General features: G+C 73.0%; 11 protein-coding genes. 9 read left to right on the top strand and 2 right to left on the bottom strand.

Annotated features, from left to right (window positions below; genetic code table 11):
• Window positions 1-62 precede the first annotated feature (62 nt).
• The 4 genes from FHX80_RS03025 to FHX80_RS03010 all read left to right on the top strand — a co-directional run bounded on the left by FHX80_RS03025 (window position 63) and on the right by FHX80_RS03010 (window position 4,298).
• The gene (locus FHX80_RS03025; RefSeq protein ID WP_145762681.1) at window positions 63-1,091 is read left to right on the top strand and encodes an HAD-IIA family hydrolase; all 1,029 of its coding nucleotides are present in this window, start codon (window positions 63-65) and stop codon (window positions 1,089-1,091) included.
• A gap of 120 nt (window positions 1,092-1,211) precedes the next feature.
• Window positions 1,212-2,273: a FecCD family ABC transporter permease gene (locus FHX80_RS03020; protein ID WP_145762680.1), complete on the top strand. Its 1,062-nt coding sequence runs from the start codon at window positions 1,212-1,214 to the stop codon at window positions 2,271-2,273.
• A 92-nt stretch (window positions 2,274-2,365) separates the two neighbouring features.
• On the top strand, window positions 2,366-3,355 hold the full coding sequence (locus FHX80_RS03015) for a FecCD family ABC transporter permease (RefSeq protein WP_244318517.1): 990 nt from the start codon (window positions 2,366-2,368) through the stop codon (window positions 3,353-3,355).
• Between the two features lie 112 nt (window positions 3,356-3,467).
• Window positions 3,468-4,298 (top strand): ABC transporter ATP-binding protein, encoded by an 831-nt coding sequence (locus FHX80_RS03010; RefSeq protein ID WP_145762679.1) that lies wholly within the window; start codon window positions 3,468-3,470, stop codon window positions 4,296-4,298.
• Window positions 4,299-4,410: 112 nt separating this feature from the next.
• On the opposite strand, the gene FHX80_RS03005 is transcribed toward FHX80_RS03010, so the two are convergent.
• The gene (locus tag FHX80_RS03005) at window positions 4,411-4,758 is read right to left on the bottom strand and encodes an SCP2 sterol-binding domain-containing protein (protein WP_145762678.1); all 348 of its coding nucleotides are present in this window, start codon (window positions 4,756-4,758) and stop codon (window positions 4,411-4,413) included.
• A gap of 43 nt (window positions 4,759-4,801) precedes the next feature.
• On the opposite strand from FHX80_RS03005, the gene FHX80_RS03000 reads away from it, so the two are divergent.
• The 5 genes from FHX80_RS03000 to FHX80_RS02980 all read left to right on the top strand — a co-directional run bounded on the left by FHX80_RS03000 (window position 4,802) and on the right by FHX80_RS02980 (window position 10,090).
• Window positions 4,802-5,131 (top strand): hypothetical protein, encoded by a 330-nt coding sequence (locus FHX80_RS03000; RefSeq protein WP_244318122.1) that lies wholly within the window; start codon window positions 4,802-4,804, stop codon window positions 5,129-5,131.
• Between the two features lie 7 nt (window positions 5,132-5,138).
• A complete protein-coding gene (locus FHX80_RS02995; RefSeq protein ID WP_145762677.1) occupies window positions 5,139-5,954 on the top strand; it encodes a TlyA family RNA methyltransferase in 816 nt (271 codons plus the stop codon).
• Window positions 5,951-6,856 (top strand): NAD kinase, encoded by a 906-nt coding sequence (locus FHX80_RS02990; RefSeq protein WP_145762676.1) that lies wholly within the window; start codon window positions 5,951-5,953, stop codon window positions 6,854-6,856. Before FHX80_RS02995 ends, FHX80_RS02990 begins: the two co-directional genes overlap by 4 nt.
• Before the next feature lie 94 nt (window positions 6,857-6,950).
• Entirely contained in the window at window positions 6,951-8,708 is a 1,758-nt protein-coding gene (recN, locus tag FHX80_RS02985) for a DNA repair protein RecN (RefSeq protein WP_208764567.1), read from the top strand.
• 284 nt (window positions 8,709-8,992) lie between these two features.
• Window positions 8,993-10,090, top strand: coding sequence for a glycosyltransferase family 4 protein (locus tag FHX80_RS02980; protein WP_145762674.1), 1,098 nt, complete (start codon window positions 8,993-8,995; stop codon window positions 10,088-10,090).
• Between the two features lie 28 nt (window positions 10,091-10,118).
• Here the strand turns inward: FHX80_RS02980 and FHX80_RS02975 are convergent, their stop codons facing one another.
• The gene (locus FHX80_RS02975; RefSeq protein ID WP_145762673.1) at window positions 10,119-11,744 is read right to left on the bottom strand and encodes a PucR family transcriptional regulator; all 1,626 of its coding nucleotides are present in this window, start codon (window positions 11,742-11,744) and stop codon (window positions 10,119-10,121) included.
• Window positions 11,745-11,932 lie beyond the last annotated feature (188 nt).

Below are 11,932 nucleotides of genomic sequence, written 5' to 3'. Positions count from 1 at the left end.
GTATGTGCGGTCCGGGGATGCGCGATGATCGGGGGAGACGCAGGAATTGAGGAGCGCACGATATGAGCCAGGCGAGCAGGACCAGGCCGAGCGGTATCAGCACCGCGTTGGGCGAGGCGTACGACACGGCTCTGCTCGATCTCGACGGGGTGGTGTACGCGGGCGGGCAGGCGATCGACCATGCGGTCGAGGCGCTCGGCGCGGCGCGGGACGGCGGAATGCATCTGGCGTACGTGACGAACAACGCGTTGCGGACGCCGGCCGCGGTGGCGGAGCATCTGACCGAACTCGGGGTGCCGGCCGAGGCCGCCGACGTGATCACTTCGGCGCAGGCCGTGGCCCGGCTGATCGCCGATCAACTGCCGTCCGGGGCCAGGGTGCTGGTGGTCGGGGGCGAGGGGCTGCGGGAGGCGCTGCGCGAACGCGGGCTGCGGCCGGTGGAGTCGGCTGACGACGAGCCGGTGGCCGTGGCGCAGGGATACGGCGGGCCCGACATGGCGTGGGGCCGCCTCGCCGAGGCCGCCTACGCGGTCAATCGCGGGTTGCCGTGGTTCGCGTCCAACACGGATCTGACGATCCCGAGCGCCCGGGGGATCGCGCCGGGCAACGGGGCGGCCGTGGAGGTCGTACGGATCGCGACCGGCGCCGAGCCGCAGGTGGCCGGAAAGCCGCTGCCGCCGATGCACAGGGAGACGGTGCTGCGGACCGGTGCGGAAAGGCCGTTGGTGGTCGGGGACCGGCTCGACACGGACATCGAGGGGGCGTTCAACGGCGGTGTGGACTCGCTGCTGGTACTGACCGGGATCGCGGACGCGGCGCAGCTGGTGGCCGCGAAGCCGGAGCACCGGCCGACGTACGTGGACACCGATCTGCGGGGACTGCTGACGGGGCAGCCCGAGGTGACGCGGGAGGGGCAGGGCTTCGGCTGCGGCGGCTGGACGGCGTCCGTCCGGGGCGAGCAGCTCGTGCTGGAGGGCGAAGGGGAGGCGATCGACGGTCTGCGGGCGCTGTGCGGGGCGGCGTGGTCGCAGGCCGGGGAGGGTTCGTGCGGGCTGGACGCGGGGAAGGCGGTGGCCAGGCTCGGGCTGTAGCGGCGGGGAACCGGCGGAAGGCCGAGCTGCGACAGGGGAGGCGGACGCAAGTACGGAGGCCGGAGCACCGGTTCGGGAGGCCGGATCGAGTCGGTGCAAGGGTAGGCTAACCTAACTCGCGTGTTGGTTGAGAGTCCCCCGGAACCGAGTGCAGGCCAGATCGCCGCGCCGGGCAGAGCCGCGCCCCCCGGGCGCCAGGTGGCACGAGCCGCAGGGCTCCTGGCGGCCCTGGCCCTGCTGGTGCTGGTGTGCCTGGCGAGTGTCGGGATCGGTGCCAAGGCACTGCCCCTCTCCGATGTCTGGCACGGGCTGTTCCACTACGCCGGGAGCGGCGACGACGTCCTCGTACGGAAGGTGCGGATACCCCGGACCGTGCTCGGGCTGATCGTGGGCAGCGCACTCGGCCTCGCCGGGGCGGTGATGCAGGCGCTGACCCGTAACCCGCTGGCCGAGCCCGGATTGCTGGGCGTCAACGCGGGAGCGTCCGCGGCGGTCGTCTCCGCGATCAGCTTCTTCGGCGTCACCTCGCTGACCGGGTACGTCTGGTTCGCCTTCGCCGGTGCCGCGATCGTGTCGGTGGCCGTGTACCTGCTCGGGGGCAGCCGGTCCGCCACTCCGGTACGGCTCGCGCTCGCCGGGACGGCGGTCACCGCGGCGCTGTACGGGTACGTCAACGCCGTACAGCTGCTGGACTCGGCGGCGCTGGACCGGCTGCGGTTCTGGACGGTCGGGTCGCTGGCCTCCGCGAACACGGAGACGGTCGGCAAGGTGTGGCCGTTCATCGCGATCGGTGTCGTCCTGACCCTGCTCATCGCCCGTCCGCTCAACGCCCTGGAGATGGGCGACGACACGGCACGGGCACTCGGCGCCCATCTGGTCAGGACACGGGTCCTGGCCATGCTCGCCGTCACCCTGCTGTGCGGGGCGGCGACCGCCGCGTGCGGACCGATCGTCTTCATCGGGCTGATGATCCCGCACCTGGTGCGGGTGATCACCGGTCCCGACATGCGGTGGATCCTGCCGTACGCGGCCGTGCTCTCCCCGGTGCTGCTGCTCGGTGCGGACGTGGTGGGCCGGGTCATCGCCCGTCCGTCCGAACTCCAGGTCGGTATCGTCACCGCGCTGATCGGCGGGCCGGTCTTCATCCATCTCGTACGACGCAAGAGGATGTCCCAGCTGTGAAGGCCGTGAAGGAGACGGAGGGGCCGACGCGAGTGACGGGGACGGCCCGGTCGGTGAGGGCCGTGCGGACGGCCGGCGGGTACTCGTTCCGGATGAACGTCCGGGCGTCGCTGGTGATTCTGCTGCTCGCCGCCGTGGTGGCTGGGGCCGGCGTCGTCCTCGTCGGCAGCGGCGACTTCACCATGACCCCGGGCGAGGTCGTCACGACCCTCTTCGGACACGGCACCTTCCAGCAGGAGTTCATCGTCATGGACCTGCGGCTGCCGCGGGTACTGGTCGGGCTCCTCGTGGGCGCGGCGCTCGGCGCCGGCGGTGCCGTCTTCCAGACCGTCTCGCGCAATCCGCTCGGCAGCCCCGATGTGCTGGGCTTCGGCCAGGGTGCGACGGTGGGTGCGCTGACCGTGATCGTCCTGTTCCAGGGCGGGGCGACGGCGGTCGCGGGCGGTGCGGTGGCCGGCGGTCTGCTGACCGGGGTCGCCGTCTATCTGCTGGCGTGGAAGCGCGGGGTGCACGGCTTCCGGCTCGTTCTGGTCGGGATCGGTGCTGCCGCCGTGCTGACCGCCGTGACCCAGTACCTGATCACCAAGGCCGATCTGGTGGACGCGACCCGGGCCGTCGTCTGGATGACCGGCTCGCTCGACGGGCGGGACTGGGCGCAGGTCTGGCCGCTGCTCGTGGTCTGCGGTGTTCTGCTGCCGCTGGTGTTCGCACACGGGCCGGCCCTGCGGGTGATGGAGATGGGCGACGACGCCGCGTACGCCCTCGGTGTACGGGTCGAACGCACCCGGCTCGTCCTGATGGGCGCCGCCGTACTGCTCGTCGCCGTCGCAACGGCCGCCGCCGGGCCGATCGCGTTCGTCTCGCTCAGCGCCCCGCAGCTGGCCCGCCGGCTGACCCGCTCGACCGGCCCCAATCTGGCGGCCGCGACCTTCATGGGCGCCGCCCTGCTGCTCGTCGCCGACTGGGTCGCGCTCGACGCCTTCGGCGACCGGCAGTTGCCCGTCGGGGTGGTGACCGGCGTGCTCGGCGGCTGCTATCTGCTGTGGCTGCTGGTGTCCGAACGCAAGGCGGGTCGCATATGAGGACGACGTCGGAGCACGAGGCGGATCGCACATGAAGAACGGCACCGGCCGCGTGAAGTCCTCGCCCGCCACTCAGTCCCCCAGCACCCCGACCGACCCATGGAGTACGACCATGCAACGCCTCACCGCGGACTCGGTGACCCTCGGCTACGACCAGCGGGTCATCGCGGAGAATCTCTCGGTCGACATTCCCGACCAGTCGTTCACCGTGATCGTCGGCCCCAACGCCTGCGGCAAGTCGACATTGTTGCGGGCGCTCTCCCGGATGCTCAAGCCGAGCAGGGGCCGGGTGCTGCTGGACGGTCAGGCGATTCACCGGATGCCCGCGAAGCAGGTCGCCAGGACGCTGGGGCTGCTGCCCCAGTCCTCGATCGCACCCGACGGCATCACCGTGGCGGATCTTGTGGCCAGGGGACGTTATCCGCACCAGGGTCTGCTGCGGCAGTGGTCGCCCGAGGACGAACGCATTGTCGAGGAATCGATGGCTTCGACCGGTGTCGGTGAACTCGGCGATCGCTATGTCGACGAATTGTCCGGCGGACAGCGTCAGCGGGTCTGGATCGCGATGGCGCTCGCGCAACGGACGCCGCTGCTGCTGCTGGACGAGCCGACGACGTACCTGGACATCCAGCACCAGATCGATGTGCTCGACCTGTGTGCGGAGTTGCACGAGACGCGGGGGCGCACGCTGGTGGCCGTGCTGCACGATCTGAATCACGCCGCGCGGTACGCCACGCATCTCATCGCGATGCGGGAGGGCGAGATCGTCGCGGAGGGGGCACCCGGGGAGATCGTCACCGCGGAGCTGGTGGAGCGGGTGTTCGGGCTGCGCTGCCAGGTGATCTCCGACCCGGAGACGGGGACGCCGCTGGTGGTGCCGGCCGCACGGGTGCGGGGAGCGCGGAGCGGTGGGGTGGCTGTGGGGCGCGGTGCGGGGGCGTAGGGGCCGGCGGGGCGCGTCGCGTGATCTTCGGCCCCGCTTCGTCCTCAGTCGCCGGACGGGCCTGATCCGGCCGACGTGTGAGGAGAAGCGCCGCCGGACGGGCGCGATCCGGTCACAGAAGGGACCTGAGCTTCAGGAGGTCGCGGAATCCTGCCTCCAGGCGGACCCGCCCCGAGCCCCAGGCCTTGGCGAAGTTCAGCTCGCCGTTCACCAGGGCCACCAGATCGTCCCCGGTCATCGCGAGACGGATCTCCGCCTTCTGCGGAGGCGGTCCCTCGACCGTGTCCAGGACCTGGATCCGGCCGCCGGTCAGCCGACCGGTGAACGTGATGTCGAGGTCCTTGATGTGACAGCTCAGCGAACGGTCGAGGGACGCCGCGCTGCGCACGTCGCCCTCGGCCCCCGCGAGGTTGTCCGAAAGTTTGTCGAGTGCGCTGCGGCACTCCGCCATGGTCGCCATCATGATCGACGGTACCGCAGCCCTTCGGGGTAGCGTTTCCCGCATGAGCGACTCGACGCCGGGGCCGGGGACGGCCACCGGAACCGCGCCCGGGGAGATCCCGCAGGACGCGCCGCAGGAGCCGCCCCGGGCGGCCCCGCACGACCCGGCGGCCCCCGCCCCCCTCGGCGTCGTACGCACGCCCACGGGCGATGCCGAGGTGGACGCGCAACTGAAGCGTCTGGCCGACGCCGACCACCTCACGGCGGGCGGACACATCGAGGTGTACGAGGATGTACACCGTGGACTGCGCGACGCGCTGACCGCGCTGGACGCCAGGCCCGCACCCGCACCGGTACCCGCACCGATGCCCCCGTACGACAACAGGAGCTGAACCGAACGTGGCAGGAGTGGCCCGTCGCCGCCTCGACGCCGAGCTGGTACGTCGAAAGCTCGCCCGCTCACGCGAGCATGCCAGCCAGCTGATCGCCGCAGGGCGGGTGACCGTCGGCGGCAACACCGCGACCAAACCGGCCACCCAGGTCGAGACGAGTGCCGCGGTCGTCGTCACCAAGGACGACAGCGACCCCGAGTACGTGTCGCGGGGCGGCCACAAGCTGGCGGGTGCCCTCGCCGCCTTCGTACCCCTGGGACTGAAGGTGGAGGGGCGCCGGGCGCTGGACGCCGGGGCGTCGACCGGCGGATTCACCGATGTGCTGCTGCGCGCCGGAGCGGCACGTGTCGTCGCCGTGGACGTCGGCTACGGGCAGCTCGCCTGGTCGCTCCAGTCCGACGACCGCGTCGTCGTCAAGGACCGCACCAACGTCCGGGAACTGACCCTGGAGGCCATCGACGGTGAAGCGGTCGACCTGGTGGTGGGCGACCTGTCGTTCATCCCGCTCGGGCTCGTACTGCCCGCCCTGGCGCGCTGCGCCGCCTCCGACGCGGATCTGGTCCTGATGGTCAAGCCGCAGTTCGAGGTGGGCAAGGAGCGGCTCGGCAGCGGCGGTGTGGTGCGCAGCCCGGAGCTGCGGGCCGAAGCAGTACGGGAGGTGGCACGCCGGGCCTGGGCACTGGGCCTGGGGGTCCGGGGCGTGACGGCCAGCCCGCTGCCCGGGCCCTCGGGAAATGTCGAGTACTTTCTGTGGCTGCGGGCCGGAGCACCGGAGCTGGATCCCGCGGATGTCGACCGTGCAGTGGCGGAGGGGCCTCGTTGACGACGAATGCGGCACGAACAGTCTTTCTTTTGGCGCACACCGGCCGGCCGGCCGCGATCCGCAGCGCCGAGCTCGTGGTCCAGGGGCTGCTGCGCAGCGGTCTGGGCGTACGGGTGCTGGCGACCGAGGCGGCCGACCTGCCGCTGCCACCGACCGTCGCGACGGTCACGGATGCCACCCCTGAGGCGGTGAACGGCTGCGAGCTGCTGGTCGTGCTCGGCGGGGACGGGACACTGCTGCGCGGCGCGGAGCTCGCACGCGCCTCCGGGGTGCCGATGCTCGGCGTCAACCTCGGCCGGGTCGGCTTCCTCGCCGAGGCGGAGCGCGACGACCTCGACAAGGTCGTCGACCGGGTCGTCACCCGGGCGTACACCGTTGAGGAACGCATGACGATCGACGTCGTCGTGCACAGCAACGGCACCGTCGTCCATACCGACTGGGCCCTCAACGAGGCGGCCGTGCAGAAGGTGTCGCCCGAGCGGATGCTGGAGGTCGTGCTGGAGATCGACGGCCGGCCGGTGACCGGGTTCGGCTGCGACGGCATCGTCTGCGCGACGCCCACCGGCTCGACCGCGTACGCGTTCTCGGCCGGCGGACCCGTCGTCTGGCCCGAGGTCGAGGCGCTGCTGATGGTCCCGATCAGCGCCCACGCGCTGTTCGCCAAGCCGTTGGTGACCTCGCCCACGTCGGTGCTCGCCGTCGAGGTCCAGCCGCACACCCCGCACGGGGTGCTGTGGTGCGACGGGCGCAGGACCGTGGCGCTGCCCGCCGGAGCGCGGGTCGAGGTGCGGCGCGGCGCGGTGCCCGTACGGCTGGCCCGGCTGCACCAGGCGTCCTTCACGGACCGGCTGGTGGCCAAGTTCGCCCTGCCGGTGTCGGGGTGGCGGGGCGCGCCGCACTGACCGCGGTCAGGGCACCGGGGAGTCCGCCGTACCACCCGATCCGGTGCCCCGGCCGCAGCCCGTGTGCGCGCGGGCCACGAAACCTCGTATGGTCATGTCCGTGTTGGAGGAGATGCGGATACGGTCGCTCGGAGTCATCGACGACGCGGTGGTGGAGCTGTCACCCGGTTTCACCGCGGTGACCGGTGAGACCGGCGCGGGCAAGACCATGGTCGTCACCAGCCTGGGGCTGCTGCTCGGCGGACGTGCCGACCCCGCCCTCGTGCGGATCGGTGCGAAGGCCGCGGTCGTCGAGGGCCGGATCACGGTGTCCGAGGGCGACGCGGTGGCGCTGCGGGCCGAGGAGGCCGGGGCGGAGATCGAGGACGGTGCGCTGCTGATCAGCCGTACCGTTTCCGCGGAGGGCCGCTCCCGGGCGCATCTGGGCGGCAGATCCGTGCCGGTGGGCGTACTGGCCGAGCTCGCCGACGAGCTCGTCGCCGTGCACGGCCAGACCGACCAACAGGGGCTGCTCAAGCCCGCCCGGCAGCGGCAGGCACTCGACCGGTACGCGGGCGACGGCGTCGCCGGACCGCACGCCACGTACGCGGCGGCCTACCGGCGGCTGCGCGCTGTCGCCGGTGAACTCGACGAGCTGACGACGCGTGCCCGCGAGCGCGCCCAGGAAGCCGACCTGCTGCGCTTCGGGCTGAACGAGGTCGCCGCGGTCGAACCGCTGCCCGGTGAGGACACCGAGCTCGCCGCCGAGGCCCAACGGCTCGGCCACGCGGACGCCCTCGCCTCCGCCGCCGCCCTCGCGCACACCGCGCTGGCCGGCAACCCCGAGGACCAGGAGGCGGTCGACGCGACGACCGTCGTGGCTGCGGCCGGGCATGCGCTGGAAGGCGTGCGGGCCCACGACCCGGCGCTCGCCGCGCTGGCGGACCGGGTCGGCGAGATCTCCATCCTGCTCTCCGACGTCGCGGGCGAACTCGCGGGGTACGCCGACCAGCTGGACTCCGATCCGCTGCGGCTCGCCGCGGTCGAGGATCGGCGCGCCGCGCTCACCGGACTCACCCGCAAGTACGGCGAGGACATCGCCGCGGTGCTGGCCTGGGCCGAGGACGGGGCCGCGCGCCTCACGGAGCTGGAGGGCGACGACGACCGGATCGGCGAACTGACCGCGGAGCGGGACGCGCTGCGCGCCGAACTCTCCGGCCTCGGACAGGCGCTGACCGACGCCCGCACGTCGGCGGCGGCGCTCTTCGCCGAGGCGGTCACCGCGGAACTCGCCTCCCTCGCCATGCCGCACGCCCGGGTCTCCTTCGACATCCGGCAGACCGAGGCGGCCGACGAGGCGTCCGGCATCGACATCGGCGGACGCAGCGTGGTCTACGGGCCGTCCGGCGCCGACGAGGTCGAACTGCTGCTGGCCCCGCACCCCGGTGCCCAGCCCCGCCCGATCGCCAAGGGCGCCTCGGGCGGTGAGCTGTCCCGGGTGATGCTCGCCGTGGAGGTGGTCTTCGCCGGTTCCGACCCCGTACCCACCTACCTCTTCGACGAGGTCGACGCGGGGGTCGGCGGCAAGGCCGCCGTCGAGGTCGGGCGGCGGCTGGCGAAGCTCGCGCAGTCCGCCCAGGTCGTTGTCGTCACCCACCTGCCCCAGGTGGCCGCGTTCGCCGACCGTCAGCTGCTGGTCGAGAAGACCGTGGACGGCTCGGTGACCAGGAGCGGTGTCACCGTCCTGGAGGGCGAGGAGCGGGTACGGGAACTGTCCCGGATGCTCGCGGGCCAGGAGGACTCCGAGACGGCCCGCGCCCACGCGGAGGAACTGCTGGCCACGGCACGGGCGGACGGCCGGGGCGGGTTCTAGGGGATCCCGGCTGCCCCGTGGTGTCCGGCACACCCGGGAACTCGTGCGGACGGCCGGGGCGCGGCGTGCCCCGGCCGCACTGCTCGTCGGAGTACTCAGCGGGCAAGAGTGCTCAGCGGGCGCCGTGACCGCCCGGATTTTTCACCCGTGCGAGTGGTGCGCCACGCCCGGTTTGTCGCGGTGCGCACCGGAGTTACGGTCCGGTCGTGCCGGAACGTGCGTGCGGACTGGCATCCTTGGCCGTGTACACACCGCCGACTCGGCAGCCCCGGGAGCCATTCAACGTGTCACAGCTGCGTACGGTCCAAGTACTGGGCGGAGGCAGTGCGGGAAGCAGCGCCCATGTCGGCTCGCTGGCCTCCGGACTGGTCGCGAGAGGCGTGCAGGTCACGGTCTGCGCGCCCGCCGAACTGGACCGCACCTACGATTTCTCCGCGACGGGGGCGCGTTTCGCGCCCGTACCCAGGCGCAGTGATCCTGCGGCCGTCGCCGCGCTGCGCGGTGCCTGCACGGGCGCCGACGTCGTGCACGCGCACGGACCGCACGCCGCGGTGCGGGCCGCTCTGGCGCTCGGTGGACGCCGCGTCCCGCTGGTCGTCACCTGGCACACCCGGTCCCACGCCGAGGGCGCCCGCCGCCGGCTGCTGCACCTGCTGGAGCGAAGGGCCGCCCGGTCGGCGGCCGTTGTGCTCGGCGCCTCCTCGGACCTGGTCGACCGGGCCCGGCGGCGGGGGGCGCGTGACGCCCGGCTCGCGGCCGTCGCCACTCCGGCACCGCGGGTTCACGCCGCGCTGCCCGACGGCAAGGTGCGGGCCGAACTCGGCGCGGTGGAGCGGCCGTTGATCATGGCGGTCGGCAACCTGGTGCCGCAGCACGGCTTCGGCGCGCTGCTCGACGCGGCACGCGCGTGGCGCCGGCTCGACCGCGTACCCCTGCTGGCCATCGCGGGAGAGGGGCGCGAACGGGCGGCCCTGCAGCGCCGGATCAAGGCCGAGGACCTGCCCGTCGTCCTGATCGGCAGCCGGCCCGACGTCACCGAACTGCTGGCCGCCGCCGATCTGGTCGTACTGCCCAGCCGCTGGGAGGCGCGCTCGCTGCTGGCCCAGGACGCGCTGCGGATCGGCGTGCCGCTGGTCGCCACCGCGGTCGGCGGGGTGCCCGAACTCGTGGGTGACGCCGCGGAGCTCGTGCCGTACGGGAACGCGGAGGCGCTCGCCCGCAGTGTGGCCCGGCTGCTCGGCGATCCGGCGGAACGGGACCGGATGGCCGCTGCGGGACTCGCGCAGGCGGCGAGTTGGCCGACCGAGGACGACACCGTCGCCCAAGTACTGAGTGTGTACGACGAGTTGGCGCAGCCGCCGGCGGTGGAGCGGAGCCGCTGAGGCGGGGGTGGGGGACCGCGGCCGGCCGCTACGACGCGTGGCGGCGGGCGCGCAGCGCCAGGCTCAGGGCCAGTACGGCCTGCGGGTCGTCCAGATCGGTGCCGAGCAGTTCACCGATCCGGGCGAGCCGGTTGTACAGCGTCTGACGGTTCAGATGCAGCTCGCGCGCCGTCTCCGCCTTGCGGCCCGCATGTGCGAGATACGACTCCAGCGTGGGCAGCAGCGGCGGGCGCGAGGTGCGGTCGTGATCGCGCAGCGGGCCGATCGCCCGCTCGACGAACGCCGCCAGATCCGGATGCTCCCGCAGCCGCCAGAGCAGCAGATCGATGTCGAGGCGCCGGGCGTCGTACCAGGGCCGGTCGCTGAGCCCCTGCGCCGCCGTGGCCGTCTCCGCCGCATGCCGGAGCCCGGCACCGGCCGTCGCCCAGCTGCCCGCCACCCCGACCACGACGACCGGGGGATGAGAGCCGGCCCGTTCCAGACCGGCCCGCTCCACACCGGCCCGCAGCGCCGCGGCGACCCGGTCCGCCACCGCCGTACGTTCCGTCTCGGCCCGCAGCGCCAGCAGCAGTGGCACCCGGCCCTCCACCGGCCGCACCCCGAGCAGCACCGGCACGCCCACCGAGGACAGCTCCTCCAGGACCGCGCGTGCCAGCAGCGCCCAGTTGCCGGACGGGGACAGCTCGGGGGCCAGCCGCATCACCACGGGCAGCAGGGGCAGCTCGCCCGGTTTGAAGCCCAGCACCCGGGCCTGTGCCGGTGCGTCGTCGGGGGCGATCCGGTTCTCCGCGAGATCCGTCAGGAAGTCACCGCGGCCGCGCGCCGCGAGTTCCTCCTCCTGGCGGGCCTGCATCAGCACCACGGCGAGAATGCCCGCCGCCCGCTCCGCCGCCATCCGGTGCACCGTCACCAGCGGCCCGTCCACGGCCAGCAGGACCAGCCTGGCCCGTACCGAACCGGCCCCCGGGCCGCCACCCGGCACATCCACCAGTACCGCGCCGACGGGCGGCGACTCGCGGGCCGCTCGGCCGCCGCGCATCCCGTCCCAGACCTGGAGCGGATCGGCGGAGACCGGCCCGGACCCGGGGCCCGCCGCGTACAGCAGCTGGCCGTCGGCCGTCTCCAGGAACACCGGATTGGCCGTGAAGTCCGCCAGGATGCCCAGTACCTGGGGCACCCCGCCTCCGCCGAGCAGCGCCTGCGTACAGCGCCGGTGGACCTCCTCGGCCTGCTGGAGGAGTGCGTAGTGACCGTTGACGATCTCGGTGTGGATCTCCTCGGTCACCGTCACGAACGGCACCTCGCGGTGTAGCTGGACCAGCGGCAGCCCGGCGGCGCGCGCGGCGTCCACGATTGATGCGGGGAGCCTGCTGAAACGCGGACCGAGCTCCACCACCAGGGCGGCGATGCCGCGGTCGGCGAGCCTGCGGACGAAGGCACGCTGCTCGGCGGGGCGGGTGCCCAGGCCCAGACCGGTGGTGAGGAGCAGCTCGCCGCCCTTGAGCAGCGAGGCGATGTTGGGGACCTCGCCCGCGTGCACCCAGCGCACCGTACGGCTGAGCCGGTCGGCGCCGGACACCACTTCGGGGAGTCCGCCGCGCAGTCCCGGCAGGTCGAGGGCCCGCTGCACGGTGATGCCGCCTTCGGTCTCCACTGGCTCTGGCCTCGCGCTTCGGTCGGGTCGGATCGGGCGGTCGCCCTGTTCAGGAAGGTACCGGTATCGGGCGATGTCGGCGGCGTCGGGGCCGTGCGGCCTCCGGCCACCGTGCCGGCGGGACGAGGCGCTGTTGACACGGGCAGGGTCCGCTGAGATCTTGAAAATTCTGTGCGTGCGGGCACTTC

The sequence above is a fragment of the Streptomyces brevispora genome, assembly GCF_007829885.1.
In the GTDB taxonomy this organism is placed as follows: Bacteria; Actinomycetota; Actinomycetes; order Streptomycetales; family Streptomycetaceae; genus Streptomyces; species Streptomyces brevispora.
This window is presented reverse-complemented; position numbering and strand designations above follow the sequence as displayed.

Coding starts and splice junctions, on each gene's coding strand:
- FHX80_RS03025 (WP_145762681.1), top strand. CDS start 63: ATGAGCCAGGCGAGCAGGACCAGGCCGAGCGGTATCAGCACCGCGTTG.
- FHX80_RS03005 (WP_145762678.1), bottom strand. CDS start 4,758: ATGGCGACCATGGCGGAGTGCCGCAGCGCACTCGACAAACTTTCGGAC.
- FHX80_RS03000 (WP_244318122.1), top strand. CDS start 4,802: ATGAGCGACTCGACGCCGGGGCCGGGGACGGCCACCGGAACCGCGCCC.
- FHX80_RS03015 (WP_244318517.1), top strand. CDS start 2,366: ATGAACGTCCGGGCGTCGCTGGTGATTCTGCTGCTCGCCGCCGTGGTG.
- FHX80_RS03010 (WP_145762679.1), top strand. CDS start 3,468: ATGCAACGCCTCACCGCGGACTCGGTGACCCTCGGCTACGACCAGCGG.
- recN (WP_208764567.1), top strand. CDS start 6,951: ATGTCCGTGTTGGAGGAGATGCGGATACGGTCGCTCGGAGTCATCGAC.